The following is a 17,543-nucleotide window of genomic DNA, read 5'->3' as shown; positions in this document are numbered from 1 at the left end:
TGGCCTGCCGTGGCAGGCGTTAATCAAAATTCTGCTTTAGCAATGTTTTTACTTGCAAAGCCAGCTTTACCAACGTTGCTTAAGCAGGTTTGGTTGAATACCCGCAATCAGGCTGGTATTGCCGTAGTCTTTGGTGACGATCCCCGCTTCAAACTCTTCACGGAAGTATTTGATAGCGCTTTGCAAAGGCTCTACTGCTCCGGGTGCGTGGGCACAGAAAGTTTTACCCGGGCCAAGGAAGCGGCAGAGTTGTTCCAATGTTTCGATATCGCCCTGTTGGCCTTTGCCATTCTCAATGGCACGGAGAATTTTTACACTCCACGGCAACCCATCACGACATGGTGTACACCAGCCACAAGATTCACGGGCAAAGAATTCTTCAAGATTGCGAGTCAGGGAAACCATGTTGATCTCATGATCCACTGCCATCGCCAGCGCAGTTCCTAACCGACTGCCCGCTTTAGCGATGCTTTCGAAATCCATAGGCAAATCAAGGTGATTTTCTGTCAGAAAATCGGTTCCGGCACCACCCGGTTGCCATGCTTTGAATTTCAGTCCATCCCGCATCCCCCCCGCGTAATCTTCGAGAATTTCACGAGCCGTCGTACCAAAAGGCAGCTCCCACAACCCCGGATTTTTGACCCGGCCAGAAAAACCCATCAGTTTGGTGCCGGCATCTTTACTTTTGCCTTCACTCAGACCGATGTACCACTCTTTCCCATGTTCGAGGATGGCCGGAACATTACACAGCGTCTCGACGTTATTGACACACGTTGGTTTACCCCAAACACCGGATGTCGCAGGGAACGGAGGTTTTGAGCGGGGGTTTGCACGGCGCCCTTCAAGGGAGTTAATCAATGCGGTTTCTTCCCCGCAGATATAACGTCCCGCGCCGGTATGAACAAACAGTTCAAAATCAAAGCCACTGCCCAAAATATTCTTGCCAAGCAGGCCAGCCGCTTTTGCTTCTTCAATCGCTTTGCGTAAATGAACAGCCGCCTCGACATATTCACCACGCAGGAAGATGTAGCCACGATAGGCTTTCAGCGCAAACGCACTGATTAACATCCCTTCCACCAGCAAGTGCGGCAGTTGCTCCATCAGCAGGCGATCTTTGTAAGTGCCAGGTTCCATTTCATCCGCATTACACAGCAAGTAACGGATGTTCATGCTTTCGTCTTTTGGCATCAGGCTCCATTTCAAGCCGGTAGAGAAACCCGCACCACCACGACCTTTTAAGCCAGCATCTTTTACCAAGGCGATAATGTCATCAGGAGCCATGCCCTTCAGTGCTCTTTCGGCTCCCTTATAACCATTTTTGCTTCGGTATTCATCCAACCAGACAGGTTGTTGGTCATCACGCAACCGCCATGTCAGGGGATGAGTTTCCGCTGCGCGGATAATTTCTTTCACTCCTGAATGCGTTGTCATAGATACTGCTCCAGTAATTTTTCAATTTCTTCTGGTTTCACGTAACTATGGGTGTCCTCATCGATCATCATGGTCGGCCCTTTGTCACAATTACCCAAGCAGCAGGTCGGCAACAGAGTGAAACGCCCATCTGCCGTGGTTTGCCCCGGACGAATGTTCAAGTGCGATTCTATCGCTGCCTGAACGCCCTGATAGCCCGTGATGTGACATACAACACTGTCACAATAGCGGATAATGTGGCGACCTACTGGCTGACGGTAAATCTGGCTGTAAAACGTCGCCACACCTTCCACATCACTGGCTGGAATGCCTAACACCTCAGCAATGGCATAAATGGCACCATCCGGTACCCAGCCACGGTGTTTTTGCACGATTTTCAGTGCCTCAATTGAGGCAGCACGCGGATCTTCGTAGTGGTGTTTTTCTTGCTCGATGGCATCACGTTCTTCAGTACTCAGCACAAACTTATCCGGTGTCTGAGCGTCCGTTACGTTAACCACATCAAGACGTGCTTGCTTGTTTGCGTTAAATTCACTTTGCATCGTTAGCGATCCACATCAGACATAACAAAATCGATACTGCCCAGATAGACGATAAGGTCAGAAACCAGACTGCCGCGGATCACCGATGGAATTTGCTGCAAGTGAGCAAAACTTGGTGTACGGATACGGGTACGGTAGCTCATGGTGCTACCATCACTGGTCAGGTAATAACTGTTAATACCCTTAGTCGCTTCGATCATCTGGAATGATTCATTGGCAGGCATGACCGGTCCCCATGACACCTGCAAGAAGTGGTTAATCATGGTTTCGATGTGCTGCAAAGTGCGCTCTCTTGGTGGTGGGGTAGTCAACGGATGATCAGCCTTGAATGGGCCTTCTGGCATATTTTTCAGACACTGTTCAAGGATGCGCATACTCTGACGAATTTCTTCCACTTTCAGCATCACACGGTCATAGCAATCGCCGTTGTAGCCGGTCGGTACTTCGAAATCAAAGTTTTCATAACCGGAATACGGACGCCATTTACGCACGTCAAAACTGATACCGGTTGCACGCAGACCCGCGCCAGTCACACCCCAGTCCAAAGCCTGTTTCGAATTATAGGAAGCAACACCCACAGAGCGTCCTTTCAATACGCTGTTTTTCAGCGCAGCTTTGACATAGGAGTTCAAACGTTTCGGTAACCAGTCCAGTAATTCACGCAGAAGTTTATCCCAGCCGCGCGGCAGGTCATGGGCAACTCCGCCAATACGGAACCATGCCGGATGCATGCGGAAACCTGTGATGGCTTCAACCACGTCGTAAACTTTCTGCCGATCTGTAAAAGCAAAGAAGACGGGGGTCATCGCACCAACGTCTTGGATAAAGGTACTGATATACAGCAGGTGGCTATTGATGCGGAACAACTCAGACAGCATGACACGGATGGTTTTCACACGATCCGGCACCTCAATGCCTGCCAGTTTCTCAACTGCCAGTACATAAGGCATTTCGTTGACACATCCCCCCAGATATTCAATTCGATCGGTATAAGGGATATAGCTGTGCCATGATTGACGTTCACCCATTTTTTCAGCACCACGGTGGTGGTAGCCAATATCGGGAACGCAATCGACGATTTCTTCGCCATCAAGTTGCAGAATAATGCGGAATGCGCCGTGAGCAGAAGGATGGTTAGGGCCGAGGTTGAGGAACATAAAATCCTCATTATCAGTACCCCGCTTCATGCCCCACTCTTCTGGTTTGAAAGTCAGTGCTTCCATCTCCAGATCTTCTTTCTGCTTGGTCAGCATGAAAGGATCGAACTCTGTAGCGCGAGCAGAGTATTCCTTGCGTAACGGGTGACCTTCCCATGTTGGCGGCATTAAGATGCGACGCAAATTTGGATGACCTTTGAAGGTAATGCCAAACATTTCCCAAGTTTCACGCTCATACCAATTGGCATTCGGAAAAATTGACGTCACCGTTGGGATATTCAGGTCTTGTTCAGCAAGCGCGACTTTCAACATGATGTCGCGGTTACGCTCAATGGAAATCAAGTGATAAAACACTGAAAAGTCGGCAGCAGGCAAACCCTGCCGATGAGAGCGCTGACGCTCATCAACGCCATGCAAGTCGAATAGCATGACATAAGGTTTAGGCAACTTTTTCAGGAATGTCATTACTTCCAGTAACTTTTCCCGTTTGAGCCAAACAACAGGCATGCCGGTACGGGTAGGCTGGAAAGTAAACGCATCCGGGCCAAATTGACGATTAAGCTCGCTGACAACAGGATCATTAAGATGATCTTGTGTTTGCCAAGCTGGCCGAGCGCTTTCTTGCGCTATCTGATCTGTCATCATTCTTCACCACAACGCTTGATCAGGGTTTTTGTGATCGCAACACATTGCTCTGGTTACGCTATATGGCTAAAAGCCTCAAATTTCGTCTGGAGTACGCAGGTTTTTCACTGCAATACGTTCACCACGCTTCCGTTCTCTTTCTGATTGCATATTGGCGCGGTAAACCCCCTGATCGCCGACAACCCATGACAATGGGCGGCGTTCTTTGCCTATGGATTCCTGCAACAGCAACAATGCCTGCATATAGGCTTCTGGACGGGGAGGACAGCCGGGAATGTAAACATCGACAGGGATAAACTTATCAACGCCCTGAACCACAGAGTAAATATCGTACATACCCCCAGAGTTTGCACAGGCTCCCATGGAAATAACCCACTTTGGTTCCAGCATTTGATCGTAAAGACGTTGAATGACAGGGGCCATTTTGACGAAACAGGTTCCGGAAATCACCATAAAGTCAGCCTGACGGGGAGATGCCCGCAATACTTCTGCACCAAAACGTGCAACATCGTGGACTGCGGTAAACGACGTCACCATTTCTACATAACAGCAAGAAAGCCCGAAGTTATAGGGCCATAGGGAGTTTTTTCTTCCCCAATTCACCATGTCATGCAAAGCATGTTCTAATTTTCCCATATAAACACTGCGGTGAACGTGCTGTTCCAGGGGATCGCTAACAATTTCCTGTTTTTGCAGGGGATAACGGTCATTCTCACCGTTCGGATCTATGCGGGTGAGCGTATAATCCATCTTTCATGCCTCGCTATTACTGCATATGACTGTTGTTGGTATAGGTGTCAACACTCGGTTTACTGACTTGACGTTTTGAACGTGCCGGAGTCCAGTCCAACGCGCCAATGCGTGCCAGATAAACCAAGCCTGCCAATAACACCAAAATGAAAATGCTTGCTTCGGCAAAGCCCAACCAACCGCTCTCTTTGATTGAGACGGCCCAAGCATATAAGTAAAGGGCTTCAACATCGAAGATGACAAAGAACATGGCAACCAGATAGAATTTTGCCGACAGACGCATACGAGCACTGCCGACAGAATCGATACCTGATTCATAAGGTACGTGTTTTGCCCTGGCTTTCGCCCTGCCCCCCATGAAGTACCCGCCCAGTAACATGAGCGCACACAACCCAAGAGCACCTATTAGGAAAACCGCAAATGCCCAGTGATGGGCTAAAATTCCAGTGGATGTAGACATACTCGTTGCTTACTCATCAAAAGTGGTGTCAAGGTGTCTGCTCTTTTAGCTGGCAGTATTGCACCACATCGATTCATGGGAAGGGATAACAACCAAATCTGAAACAGCGCTAATCAATATCTTTTGGCGCTTGGATCGTCTTGGTTTTTATTCCTCTCAACAATATTTTGCCACAAGGGCAAAAAGCGCTTACCTATTTATTTACAAACAAAAAACCATTAATTAACAGATTGTGCTGATATACCGCTAAAACGTGTCAGTCGTATAAAAAAGCAACTTCCTGACATGACTAGTCTAACCGATAACTCGACTTTACTACACCATTATCGCAGGAAAAACCTGTCTTTCCACTGTACTGTCTGGGGTATTTTTATGATCAAGCGCACAGTTTCATTGAAAATCATTCAATACATGAACGTAATTTATCCAACTCTTAATAAATTGTTTCTAAAAAGAACTATTTGATTGCGATAACGCCGTTATTTCTAAAAACGGATTTATTTTATCAATTTAGCAAAATGAAATTTGTTAACACAGCAACATTCTTTTAACTAAAATTCGAAAGTGATAGGAAAATTAGTAGAGTATATTTCTTAATGGAAATATCAGAAATGGGAATGAAAACCTGGCAGGATTATTAATACGCAATTAGCAAATAGGCTAATATCTCCACAAATAAAATGGAAATATTAGCCTATAAAACACATAATACTTAAATACTTATTCGTCTATATTTTCGACGGAAGTTTCATCAAGTGACTCAGCCGATTTAGCAATATCAATGGGTTCAATAGATTCATCCATTTCATTAGGCTCATCGGATTCGACAGGCGTCACGGTATAAGGTGTTTTCTTATTTTCTATAGCATCAAAAACAGTCAGGACAGATTCATTCTGTTCATTACTGTTGCGATATAGGTAGAATTGAATTTCCGGCAAACGTGGTAGCCCTTCACTTTCACCCAAAATTCTCAGGTCTGCATTATGTATTTCCAGAGGGCGGGCTGTGATACCAACTTCTGCATTTACAGCGGCACGGACAGCAGACAGGGAAGCTGCTTCATAGGCGATACGCCATGAAATGCCGGCCATATCAAGCGTATCCAGCGCAATCTGGCGGAATGGATTGGTTTCATCCATGACAACCAATGGCACGGGTTCGTTTGTTTGTAATTGGAAATCCGGCGCGCAATGCCATAAAACAGGCGAAGAGCGTAGGGCTGTTTTGGGGTGGTGGTTAATTTTTGCTGTGGTTAATGCCAAATCAATCTCATGGTTATCCAACATGCTTTCGATAAACTGAGCGCGCTTAATCCGCACATCAACAGCAACACGTGGATAGACTGAGGCAATACGGTTCAACAAGAAGGGAAGCAGTGTATCAACAGCGTCATCTGATACGCCTATTCTCAATTCACCGTCTGCATCATTGTAGGTTAATGATGCGGTTGCATCGTCATTGGCACGAAGAATCTGACGTGCGTAACCAAGAAGTTGAAGCCCGTGCTCGGTCAGAAGCTTATTACGGCCGTGGCGAGCAAATAATTCTCTCCCCACGAGATGTTCCAACCGCTGCATTTGCTGACTCACAGCTGACTGCGTTCTAGAAACAGCTGCTGCTGCTGCTGCAAAAGTATTTAAGTCAGCAACGGCAACAAAAGTTCTTAGCAGATCGAGATCGAGGTTTATTATCTGACGATTTGCATTTATCATTGTTTATTCATCACTTTTTTTTGATTTTAATTACTAACTAACCTGGTGTTTTTACTTCAGCAGTATCAAATAAAATAATACCGATTGTGACATTACTCTACTCTATTAATTAGGGCAAAGGTTTACTGCATTTTTTTCACTATTTAGAACATCACGGGTTTTATTTTCTCCTTTCTTAACAAAATTTATGCAACCCAAAAATAAATTAGAGATAAAACCCTATTTACATCACATAATCCTCAATTTCCAGTACAAATATCCTTTTTCTGACTTGCTTCAAAGAATAACGTAACCTGAATTAGGAAAACTTAAAGCGCCAAGATAATATAAGGATTTTTAATGAGTTAACATTTTTATAAAATAAGCCTAAAGATGTTATGGGTAAAAACTCAAAAAAATTATCAAACTATCACGTGATAAAAACCTAAATTAGCTTTACGTCAGCCAAAGATAAATTATAAGAATACATTATACAAATCTTCTTACTTTTATTGACAATTCGAGATTTCCTAACCAGGTTGGCTAAAGAACCATTGTCAAAGTGTCATCCGCCGTGCTCTCAGGCAACTAAAAACACGCCATTATTCAGAATATAGATTCATATTATCATTAAAATTAAGAATAAAATACCAATAAAAACGACAATTTTAGATAGCAGGCTCATTCATTTATTATTAAAACAACCGTTTTAACCAAAGATATCAAAGGCTCTTCAAAAGATAGACTGAGAAGAGTACATTGAATATCACACTTTTTATGCCGGTTAGTATCCATTTCGCCAAAGAGGTTAGGGCATCCTATGTTTTCCATTAATAAATCCAGCAAATTAGATAATGTCTGCTATGACATCAGGGGGAAGACCCTCAAAGAAGCCAAGCGACTCGAAGAAGAAGGCAATAAGGTACTGAAATTAAATATTGGCAATCCGGCGCCATTCGGCTTCGAAGCACCCGATGAAATTTTAGTCGATGTCATCCGTAACCTGCCGACCGCCCAAGGTTATTCCGACTCAAAAGGGTTATATTCTGCGCGCAAGGCGATCATGCAGCATTATCAGGCAAGAAATATGCTGGATATTACTGTTGAAGATATTTTCATCGGTAATGGTGTGTCTGAGCTTATCGTTCAATCCATGCAGGCCCTGTTGAATACAGGCGACGAAATGCTGGTTCCTGCCCCTGACTACCCTCTTTGGACAGCGGCTGTATCACTTTCCAGCGGTAATGCCGTACATTACCTGTGTGATGAGCAACAAGGCTGGTTTCCTGATTTAGATGATATCCGCCGTAAAATTACCCCGCGTACCCGTGGGATTGTGATTATTAACCCGAACAACCCAACCGGGGCGGTATATAGCAAAGAGTTGTTATTGGAAATCGTGGAAATAGCCCGCCAGCATAATCTGATTATTTTCGCCGATGAAATTTACGACAAGATCCTGTACGACGATGCCCAGCACCACTCCATTGCCGCATTAGCGCCTGATCTTTTTACTGTCACCTTTAATGGCCTGTCCAAAACCTATCGCGTTGCGGGTTTCCGTCAGGGCTGGATGGTATTGAATGGCCCGAAAAAACAGGCTAAAGACTATATTGAAGGCTTAGAAATGCTGGCATCAATGCGTCTTTGTGCCAACGTGCCAATGCAGCACGCGATTCAAACGGCATTGGGCGGCTACCAGAGTATCAGTGAATTTATTTTTCCAGGTGGCAGGCTTTATGAACAGCGCAATCGCGCATGGGAATTGATAAACCAAATTCCTGGGGTTTCCTGTGTGAAACCAATGGGCGCACTTTATATGTTCCCTAAAATAGATACCAAACGTTTCAATATTTATGATGACCAAAAAATGGTATTAGATCTTTTATTACAGGAAAAAGTTCTGCTGGTTCAAGGCACCGCATTTAACTGGCCAGAACCAGACCATTTCCGCATTGTCACATTACCGCATGTCACTGACTTGCAAATGGCTATTGAAAAATTTGCCCGCTTTATGGGTAACTATCGCCAATAAATATAATATTTATCATTTAGAGCTTACCCTTATGACTATTAATAACATAATGAAGTAAGCTCTTATTTGATACAAGAAAGCTTATTTCTTACTGATGACCATTTTTCCATAAATAATTTTCTCAGGAATGAATATTCCTATTGTTTCTCAAGTCACTATTTAAAAGATAAAAGAGATATATTGGTGAAAATTGATACTGAATAGGTTTACTTCCCTTTCCCAGCCGCTCACAATTAACCCTATCATTCCGTTGAAAGAGAAAATTATGAGCCATTTTTTCGCCCAATTATCCCGCTTGAAATTAATCAACCGTTGGCCCCTGATGCGAAATGTGCGCACAGAGAATGTTTCAGAGCATAGCTTGCAGGTTGCTTTTGTCGCACATGCACTGGCCGTCATCAAAAACCGCAAATTTAACGGCAAGGTTAACGCCGATCGGATCGCCCTGCTGGCCATGTATCACGATGCCAGTGAAGTCATCACCGGAGATTTGCCTACCCCAATTAAGTACTATAACCCGCAAATTGCCCACGAATATAAAAAAATAGAGAAGATAGCCCAACAAAAATTATTGAATATGCTGCCGGCAGAACTACAAGATGATTTTCGTTCTATTTTGGATGAGCACCTGCATACCGAAGAAGAAACGCGCATTATTAAACAGGCTGATGCACTGTGTGCTTATTTAAAATGTTTGGAAGAGATTTCGGCGGGCAATACCGAATTCAATCAGGCCAAAACCCGGTTGGAAAAAACACTGGCAGAGCGCCACAGCGAAGAAATGGATTATTTTATGAACGTATTCGTCCCCAGTTTTAATCTTTCTCTTGATGAGATCAGTGTATAGATATCACCCTCCATGATAACGATCATCCAGTAGTGCTAATCTATAGCTATGATTGCAGCGCCTTATCGCATTAAAACTGCATCATGGAATGATTAAAACGGGAAAAGTATTGGGATAACCGCGACACTGATCCCCATAACAATTAACGTAAAAGGTATGCCAAGTTTCAGGAAATCTGCAAATCGATATCCACCCGGCCCCAGTACCAATGTATTAACAGGAGATGAAACCGGTGTCATGAACGCGGCTGAGGCCGCCACGCCAATAATCATGGCGAAAGGCAAAGGCGAAACAGACATTTCGTTCGCCGCCGCAATCGCTATCGGAGCCATTAATACCGCCGTCGCCGTGTTAGAAATGAACAATCCGATAACAGCACAAAGCACAAACAAGCACATCAACATCACCCGTGGCCCCATATTACCCGCCACATCCATCAACCCACGGACAATTAAGTCTATGCCTCCTGTTTTCTGCAATGCCAACGCGAAAGGCATCATGCCGACAATTAAAATAATGCTCGGCCAGTGAATGGCACGATAGGCGCTTTCCATATCGATGCAGCGAAATTTACCCATTAACAGACAAGCAACCAACGCAGCGATAAAGTTGGGAATTTCATTGGTGAGCATCATCGCAACCATCAAGGCAAGGCAGAATAATGCGTGGGGGGCTTGTGATGCGGCAGGCGCTGCACTTTCCACTTCGATGGGTAAATTTAGCACAATGAAATCAGGAGTCTTAGTTTTCAACGCACGAATCAGTTTCCAGTCGCCAATCACCAGCAACGTATCACCAAGCAGCAAAGACTCGTCAACCAACTTGCCTTCCAATGCCTTGCCGCCACGACGAATGCCGACAACATTGAGACCATAACGGGTACGGAATTTCATACCACGCAGCGATTGCCCCAATAAATCGGACTCAGGGATCACGGAAACCTCTGCCATGCCGACCTCACGGGATTGTTCCGAAAAATATTCCCCGCGCAATATCATCGGCTCCAGCTGTTGCTCGCTGCAAAACTCCCGTAAATCAATATCACTATCAGACATATCCACCAGCAGCACATCTTGTTCCCGTAATTCCATATCGCCAGTGGCAGCCACCATCACCCGACGGAACTTACGCCAGCGTTCAATGCCAATCACATTGGCGCCATAACGTGCGCGCAATCCCAATTCATCCAGCGTATGACCAACCAAAGGCGAACCTTGGCGGATAGCGAGCCGACGGGCGCGACCTGACAATTTATAGTCACGGATTAAATCACGAAATGTGCGGTGATAACGTTCATCCGCTGTCTGGTGAGCGCTTCCCCCCAACCAACGACGGGCAATCAACATATACACCACACCGGCCAGCAAGACTAAAATGCCAATCGGTGTAATGGAGAAAAAATCAAATCCCCGCAAGCCTTCGCGTACCAGCTCACTATTGACAATCATATTGGGGGGCGTTGCAACCAATGTCATCATGCCACTGATCAAACCGGCAAACCCCAATGGCATCATCAACCGCCCCGGCGAGATTTTCATTCTGGCAGCTACACTCAGGACAACAGGAATAAAGATTGCCACAACCCCGGTTGAACTCATAAAAGCGCCCAGCCCCGCGACCGACAACATTAACCAAGCCAACATCTTAGTCTCACTGTTACCGGCAATCCGAACCAGCCAATCCCCCATCTGATAGGCAACACCTGTCCTCACCAGCCCTTCGCCAATGACAAACAGGGCAGCAATCAATAACACGTTGGGATCACTAAAACCGACAGTGGCTTCACTTAACGTCAGTGTGCCACTCAGGACAAATGCAATGATCACCAATAAAGCCACAACATCCATTCTGACTTTATTGGTGGTGAAAAGCACAATAGCTATCGATAGCAGGGTCAATACCCACAACAGTTCGCTATTCAATCTGGCCTCTATCAACGATACCTTTAAAACGATACAAACGTTAATGGGCCAAGTAGAGCATTTTTCTCAGGAAAAATCCCACGTTATGATCAAGAATTTTCCTGATTTGTGGTGTAAATCGAAACATAACCGCCGGATTTGACAATTTCAATATTTTCCAGATTAGTAATCGTCAAGTGCGTTTCATCACGGCGTGGAATATCTGGCGCATCATGGACTACGACGACCTGACAACCTGCATCCAGCCCGGCATGAATTCCTGCAATGGCATCTTCAAAGACCACACACTCTTCTGGCAGTAATCCCAGTTTTTGGGCCCCCAATAAATAAGGTTCAGGGTTTGGTTTTCCGTTTTTAACAGACTCCGCTGTCACCCAATGTGCCGGCTCTGGTAACTCGGCGACCTGATGGCGCGCAGTAGCAAGAGGAACAGTTCCCGATGTGACGATTGCCCACGGAATATCCAGCGCATTCAACTTATCAATCAGAGCAATAGCACCAGGCAAAGCGGTAATACCTTCTGTATCTTCTGTTTCGATCTTTTCAATCCATTTGAACGTGCTGGCAATCTCTTCTTCACTGGCATCAGGCATAAAATGACGTAATGATAATATCGCCGGCGTACCATGCACATAGTTCAACACTTCATCACGATCGATCCCCATCTTATCAGCAAACTTAATCCACGCCCGCTCAACCGCAGGTAATGAATCAATCAGCGTACCATCTAAATCGAATAAAAAACCCCTACATTTCAGTACCAAACCCGGCTCCTTTAAACGCAACTAGGCGTTAATAATCTGACCCATCTCAACAGCGCTCATTTTCATAATATTAATACAACCAGCTATTGATCTGAACAGGGGATTTATCGGTTAATTGACTCAGCAACCGCCGGAACAGGCGCTCCGGCCGTTTAAATGTCATCAAGAAAAGAGTTGTCCAGTTGCTTAAATGCCCGTTTAAGCAATTCAGCTAACGAGAGATAAGTCGGGACATTTTCCACTGGCGTCATTGCAATACCCGCTTCTGCAAATTTCTCCCGAATTTCATAAAACCATTTCAGCAACCCTTCGGGCAAAGGTGTCGCCGCACGTTTTCCCAGCCACCACAATCCCTGCAACGGCAGGCTACAGGCAAACAGTGCCGTTGCGACCGACGGCCCCAATTGACCACCCAGCGCGATCTGCCATGTCAGCGTAAAAATGGACAATGGCGGCATAAAACGAATACCAAAGCGAGTCGCCCTAATTACACGATTTTCAGGAAAAACAGGCGAAAGCTGCTTTTCTAGCGGCCATATTTTTAAATATTGCTGGCCTAACTGCATCCGCTTGAACCAACCTTGATTAACAGGCGGTGTCGTATTCATCATGACCTCAATCAATTAAAGGTGTACTTTTTAAAAAATCCCTACAAAAGATAAAATCTTTTTTGTAATATTAATACTATTAAGTATATTTTGTCTTTATTGCTAGCAAACGGTATCCTACACAGACTTTTATGTTGTTGCAGCAGCAAAACAAAAATTTTGACCTCTTTCGCAACAACTGGATTCGATTTGTTAACAAATTGCTTTATTTTTTAACAATTTTCTTATTTAAGATTAGATCACAACAAGATAATAGGTATTTCCATGTCAAGTAAGCTGGTACTGGTTCTTAATTGCGGTAGCTCCTCCCTGAAATTCGCTATCATCGATCCTGCCAATGGTGAAGAATATCTTTCTGGTTTAGCTGAGTGCTTTAACCTGCCTGAAGCCCGTATTAAATGGAAAATGGATGGCGCAAAAAATGAAGCTGCTTTAGGTGCCGGCGCAGCACACAGCGAAGCGCTGAACTTCATTGTTAATACTATTTTGGCTGAAAAGCCAGAACTTTCTGCACAGATTTCATCCATCGGTCACCGTATCGTTCACGGTGGTGAGAAATTCACTTCTTCTGTGATTATCAATGATGAAGTTATCAAAGGCATTGAAGCGGCTATTCCGTTCGCACCACTGCACAACCCTGCTCACCTGATCGGTATCGCAGAAGCGAAGAAAGCGTTCCCTCATCTGCTTGAGAAAAACATTGCCGTATTTGATACTGCATTCCACCAGACGATGCCTGAAGAGGCATACTTGTATGCACTGCCTTACAATCTGTATAAAGAGCATGGCATCCGCCGTTACGGCGCACATGGTACCAGCCACTTCTACGTTTCCCGCGAAGCGGCTAAGATGCTGAACAAACCTGTTGAAGAACTGAATGTCATCACTTGCCATCTGGGCAATGGTGGTTCTGTTTCTGCTATTGTTAACGGCCAGTGTGTTGATACTTCTATGGGCCTGACTCCGCTGGAAGGTCTGGTGATGGGTACTCGTAGTGGTGATATCGATCCTGCTATCGTATTCCATTTGCACGATGCAATGGGGATGAGTGTTGCTGAAATCAATACCCTGCTGACCAAAGAGTCTGGTTTCCTGGGTCTGACTGAAGTGACCAGCGACTGCCGTTACGTAGAAGATAACTATGAAACCAAAGATGATGCAAAACGTGCAATGGACGTTTACTGCCACCGTCTGGCTAAATACATCGGTGCTTACAGCGCATTGATGGAAGGCCGTCTGGATGCGATTATCTTCACCGGCGGCATCGGTGAAAACTCTGCGCTGGTTCGTGAACTGACTATGAAGAAAGTTGCACTGCTGGGCTTCGAATATGATCACGAGCGCAACCTTGCTGCACGCTTCGGCAAGTCAGGCGTTATCACCACTGATAATGGCCGCCCTGCTCTGGTTATCCCAACCAATGAAGAATTGGTCATCGCTCAGGATTCAGCACGCCTGACCGCGTAAGCAGCATGATTTTCAAGAACCGCCAGCCATGCTGGCGGTTCTCTATTAATCAGTGCATTGATGCACTGATTAATATTTCCTTAATAAATATTGCGTTGGCTCATGATTGATATTTCATCTATTGATATAGCATCGAATACATTGAGTCACGTTTATTGACTGACGAGCAACCGTTAAAGAGGTTTCCGTGTCCCGTACAATTATGTTAATCCCCACTGGCACCAGCGTTGGTTTAACCAGTGTCAGCCTGGGCGTTATTCGCTCCATGGAGCAAAAAGGCGTTCGCCTGAGTGTTTTCAAACCTATCGCACAGCCACGTCACACTGGTTCTCAAGATCAAACCACCTCCATTATCCGTTCACACTCCAGCATTCATGCTGCTGACCCTCTGGATATGGCATATGTGGAATTACTGCTGACCACTAATAAAAAAGATGTGTTGATGGAAGAGATCGTGGCGCGTTACCACGAAAACACCAAAGATGCAGAAGTGGTTCTGATCGAAGGTCTGGTTCCGACTCGCAAACATCCATTTGCCCAGTCCCTGAACTATGAAATCGCCAAAACCCTGAACGCTGAAATCGTATTTGTCACTGCACTGGGTACTAACTCCCCTGAGCAGCTTAAAGAGCGCATTGAACTGAGCCGCGCAGAATACGGTGGCATCAAGAACCAAAACATCATTGGTGTTATTGTCAACAAACTGAATGCACCTGTTGATGATCAAGGTCGTACTCGCCCGGATTTGTCCGAAATCTTTGACGAATCCACTAAAGCGACCATCGCACATGTTGATCCAACAACTATCTTCAAAAACAGCCCGCTGCCAATTCTTGGCTGCATTCCATGGAGTTTTGACCTGATTGCCACTCGTGCGATTGATATGGCAAAACACCTGAAAGCTGACATTATCAACGCAGGTGCCATTGAGAGCCGTCGCATCAAATCCGTGACTTTCTGTGCCCGCAGCATCCCTAACATGCTGGAGTACTTCCGTCCGGGTTCTCTGCTGGTGACTTCTGCTGACCGCCCTGACGTCCTGATCACGGCATGTCTGGCTGCCATGAATGGTATTGAAGTGGGCGCAGTGTTGCTGACCGGTGGTTACTCTATTGATGACTCCATCCGTGAATTGTGCGAACGTGCATTCAACACCGGCCTGCCAGTGTTCACCGTGAAAACGAACACATGGCAGACTTCCCTGAACCTGCAAAGCTTCAGTCTGGAAGTTCCAGCCGATGACCACGAGCGTATCGAAAAAATACAGAACTACGTTGCACAGCACATCAGCAGCGAGTGGATCGATTCTCTGGCTGCCGCATCAGAACGTCCGAATCGCCTGTCTCCACCTGCATTCCGCTATCAGCTAACCGAGCTGGCCCGTCAGGCTGGCAAACGTGTTGTTCTGCCAGAAGGCGACGAACCACGTACCGTCAAAGCAGCAGCTATCTGTGCTGAGCGTGGCATTGCAGAATGTATCCTGTTGGGTGATCCAGAAGAAATCCGTCGTGTGGCTGCGGCTCAAGGCGTTGAACTGGGCGCAGGGATTGAAATTGTTAACCCGGCGGCAGTGCGTGAACGCTATGTTCCACGTCTGGTTGAACTGCGTAAGAACAAAGGCATGACCGAAGTGGTTGCCCGCGAACAACTGGAAGATAACGTGGTTCTGGGCACAATGATGCTGGAACAAAACGAAGTTGATGGCCTGGTTTCCGGTGCGGTTCACACGACAGCGAATACTATTCGTCCGCCATTGCAGTTAATTAAAACGGCACCAAACAGCTCACTGGTTTCTTCCGTCTTCTTTATGTTGTTGCCAGAGCAAGTATTGGTTTACGGTGACTGTGCAATCAACCCAGATCCAACCGCAGAGCAATTGTCTGAAATCGCTATCCAATCCGCAGATTCTGCGAAAGCATTTGGTATCGAGCCTCGCGTAGCAATGATCTCCTACTCTACCGGTAACTCTGGTGCAGGCAGTGATGTTGAGAAAGTTCGCGAAGCAACCCGTCTGGCACAGGAAAAACGTCCAGACCTGATCATCGACGGCCCATTGCAGTACGATGCGGCTATCATGGCCGATGTGGCAAAATCCAAAGCACCAAACTCTCCGGTTGCAGGTCAGGCGACCGTATTTATTTTCCCTGATCTGAACACAGGTAACACCACCTATAAAGCGGTACAACGCTCTGCGGATCTGGTCTCCATCGGGCCAATGCTGCAAGGTATGCGTAAACCTGTTAACGACCTGTCCCGTGGTGCACTGGTTGATGACATCGTTTATACCGTTGCACTGACTGCAATTCAGGCAACTCAGCAAGAAAATGCGTAATTTTCTGGCTAGATAGCTAAGCGAAATAACTATGCAAAATAACCCCATGCCAAAAGTCTGGGGTTATTTTTTGTCTGCTGATTATCATCAATTATTTCCAATGGTTCAGGGAATCAGAAACTTACTGTTTATACACAATTTACCTTAAAAATTTGCCTTAAAAACTTACCTTAAAATAGTATCCTCCTGACCAAGATCCCCATTTATCACTTTTAGCGGGTTCTAATACCATGTAACCTTCTTGAAATCCAAACCCATATTTAAAGTAAACATCTCTCGCAGCAGGTGCTGGGATTAGTTTGACGCTTCCATTTTTACCAAGTGCTTTTGATTTATTTACTGCATATTCCATTAGAAAAATCCCACAATTTCTAATCCCTACATGAGTCACGAACTCTATAATATTGGAAGGTTCTGTGGCTTTTGCCTTGTTATTGGAAAATATCAACATACCAATTGGAGTTTCTCGAAAAAACATAACAAAGAAATAATGCTCTATTGAGGCTGAAATACCCTCAAATTTATTTTCTAAGATAGAAGAAATTTGAGTAAGCATTCCATACGTAGCCTTATATCTTGAATTCCACCGTTCCTGCTCCCGGCTTAATTGTCTGCTCTGATTAGAACCTATGAACCAATCACCATTAATCATGTTCGTTCTTATTCGGTTCGCAATACATAAAGCATCTTGAAGCCCAACTTCTCTGATAGTGATAAAACTTTTAACATTAAATACCCTGGAAGCCATATTTATTAAATTTGATTCACTACGCGTCAATGGCCCCGCTATATCTGAGTCCAAAATGCTAAAAAATTTTGATTTAAGTATCATGATATACCTCCCAATAACAATATAAAAAATATATTCAGAGGATTTGTTTAATTTAATTT

The 17,543-nt window shown here is 45.2% G+C and carries 14 protein-coding genes; 4 read left to right on the top strand and 10 right to left on the bottom strand.

Annotated features, from left to right (window positions below):
- Positions 1-66 precede the first annotated feature (66 nt).
- The 6 genes from nuoF to hexA form a co-directional block, all read right to left on the bottom strand.
- Positions 67-1,431 (bottom strand): NADH-quinone oxidoreductase subunit NuoF, encoded by a 1,365-nt coding sequence (gene nuoF, locus Xmir_RS04005; RefSeq protein WP_099113146.1) that lies wholly within the window; start codon positions 1,429-1,431, stop codon positions 67-69.
- The gene (gene nuoE, locus Xmir_RS04000) at positions 1,428-1,973 is read right to left on the bottom strand and encodes an NADH-quinone oxidoreductase subunit NuoE (RefSeq protein WP_099113145.1); all 546 of its coding nucleotides are present in this window, start codon (positions 1,971-1,973) and stop codon (positions 1,428-1,430) included. The genes nuoF and nuoE overlap by 4 nt, the downstream gene beginning before the upstream one ends.
- 2 nt (positions 1,974-1,975) lie before the next feature.
- A complete protein-coding gene (gene nuoC, locus Xmir_RS03995) occupies positions 1,976-3,775 on the bottom strand; it encodes an NADH-quinone oxidoreductase subunit C/D (RefSeq protein WP_208620381.1) in 1,800 nt (599 codons plus the stop codon).
- Between the two features lie 75 nt (positions 3,776-3,850).
- Positions 3,851-4,525 (bottom strand): NuoB/complex I 20 kDa subunit family protein, encoded by a 675-nt coding sequence (locus Xmir_RS03990; protein ID WP_069315203.1) that lies wholly within the window; start codon positions 4,523-4,525, stop codon positions 3,851-3,853.
- A 16-nt stretch (positions 4,526-4,541) separates the two neighbouring features.
- Positions 4,542-4,985 (bottom strand): NADH-quinone oxidoreductase subunit A, encoded by a 444-nt coding sequence (locus Xmir_RS03985; RefSeq protein WP_099113143.1) that lies wholly within the window; start codon positions 4,983-4,985, stop codon positions 4,542-4,544.
- Positions 4,986-5,705: 720 nt separating this feature from the next.
- Complete coding sequence (gene hexA / locus Xmir_RS03980) at positions 5,706-6,698, bottom strand: transcriptional regulator HexA (protein ID WP_099113142.1); 993 nt, start codon at positions 6,696-6,698, stop codon at positions 5,706-5,708.
- Between the two features lie 799 nt (positions 6,699-7,497).
- On the opposite strand from hexA, the gene Xmir_RS03975 reads away from it, so the two are divergent.
- Together Xmir_RS03975 and yfbR are read left to right on the top strand one after the other, a co-directional pair.
- Positions 7,498-8,712 (top strand): pyridoxal phosphate-dependent aminotransferase, encoded by a 1,215-nt coding sequence (locus Xmir_RS03975; RefSeq protein WP_099113141.1) that lies wholly within the window; start codon positions 7,498-7,500, stop codon positions 8,710-8,712.
- A gap of 265 nt (positions 8,713-8,977) precedes the next feature.
- Positions 8,978-9,559, top strand: coding sequence for a 5'-deoxynucleotidase (gene yfbR, locus Xmir_RS03970; RefSeq protein ID WP_099113140.1), 582 nt, complete (start codon positions 8,978-8,980; stop codon positions 9,557-9,559).
- 92 nt (positions 9,560-9,651) lie between these two features.
- Here yfbR and Xmir_RS03965 read toward each other — a convergent pair whose 3' ends face one another.
- The 3 genes from Xmir_RS03965 to yfbV form a co-directional block, all read right to left on the bottom strand.
- Positions 9,652-11,481, bottom strand: coding sequence for an SLC13 family permease (locus Xmir_RS03965; protein ID WP_099113332.1), 1,830 nt, complete (start codon positions 11,479-11,481; stop codon positions 9,652-9,654).
- A gap of 89 nt (positions 11,482-11,570) precedes the next feature.
- Positions 11,571-12,245, bottom strand: coding sequence for a sugar phosphatase (locus Xmir_RS03960; protein WP_279627200.1), 675 nt, complete (start codon positions 12,243-12,245; stop codon positions 11,571-11,573).
- A gap of 152 nt (positions 12,246-12,397) precedes the next feature.
- Positions 12,398-12,853 carry a terminus macrodomain insulation protein YfbV gene (gene yfbV / locus Xmir_RS03955; protein ID WP_099113138.1) on the bottom strand — a complete coding sequence of 152 codons (456 nt, stop codon included), beginning with the start codon at positions 12,851-12,853 and terminating at the stop codon, positions 12,398-12,400.
- Between the two features lie 264 nt (positions 12,854-13,117).
- On the opposite strand from yfbV, the gene ackA reads away from it, so the two are divergent.
- Positions 13,118-14,320: an acetate kinase gene (ackA, locus tag Xmir_RS03950; protein ID WP_099113137.1), complete on the top strand. Its 1,203-nt coding sequence runs from the start codon at positions 13,118-13,120 to the stop codon at positions 14,318-14,320.
- A 187-nt stretch (positions 14,321-14,507) separates the two neighbouring features.
- A complete protein-coding gene (gene pta / locus Xmir_RS03945) occupies positions 14,508-16,652 on the top strand; it encodes a phosphate acetyltransferase (protein ID WP_099113136.1) in 2,145 nt (714 codons plus the stop codon).
- A 157-nt stretch (positions 16,653-16,809) separates the two neighbouring features.
- On the opposite strand, the gene Xmir_RS03940 is transcribed toward pta, so the two are convergent.
- On the bottom strand, positions 16,810-17,484 hold the full coding sequence (locus tag Xmir_RS03940; protein WP_099113135.1) for a GNAT family N-acetyltransferase: 675 nt from the start codon (positions 17,482-17,484) through the stop codon (positions 16,810-16,812).
- Positions 17,485-17,543: the final 59 nt, after the last annotated feature.

The sequence above is a fragment of the Xenorhabdus miraniensis genome (genome assembly GCF_002632615.1).
This window is presented reverse-complemented; position numbering and strand designations above follow the sequence as displayed.

Coding starts and splice junctions, on each gene's coding strand:
- nuoF (WP_099113146.1), bottom strand. CDS start 1,431: ATGACAACGCATTCAGGAGTGAAAGAAATTATCCGCGCAGCGGAAACT.
- nuoE (WP_099113145.1), bottom strand. CDS start 1,973: ATGCAAAGTGAATTTAACGCAAACAAGCAAGCACGTCTTGATGTGGTT.
- nuoC (WP_208620381.1), bottom strand. CDS start 3,775: ATGATGACAGATCAGATAGCGCAAGAAAGCGCTCGGCCAGCTTGGCAA.
- Xmir_RS03990 (WP_069315203.1), bottom strand. CDS start 4,525: ATGGATTATACGCTCACCCGCATAGATCCGAACGGTGAGAATGACCGT.
- Xmir_RS03985 (WP_099113143.1), bottom strand. CDS start 4,985: ATGTCTACATCCACTGGAATTTTAGCCCATCACTGGGCATTTGCGGTT.
- hexA (WP_099113142.1), bottom strand. CDS start 6,698: ATGATAAATGCAAATCGTCAGATAATAAACCTCGATCTCGATCTGCTA.
- Xmir_RS03975 (WP_099113141.1), top strand. CDS start 7,498: ATGTTTTCCATTAATAAATCCAGCAAATTAGATAATGTCTGCTATGAC.
- yfbR (WP_099113140.1), top strand. CDS start 8,978: ATGAGCCATTTTTTCGCCCAATTATCCCGCTTGAAATTAATCAACCGT.
- yfbV (WP_099113138.1), bottom strand. CDS start 12,853: ATGAATACGACACCGCCTGTTAATCAAGGTTGGTTCAAGCGGATGCAG.
- ackA (WP_099113137.1), top strand. CDS start 13,118: ATGTCAAGTAAGCTGGTACTGGTTCTTAATTGCGGTAGCTCCTCCCTG.
- Xmir_RS03940 (WP_099113135.1), bottom strand. CDS start 17,484: ATGATACTTAAATCAAAATTTTTTAGCATTTTGGACTCAGATATAGCG.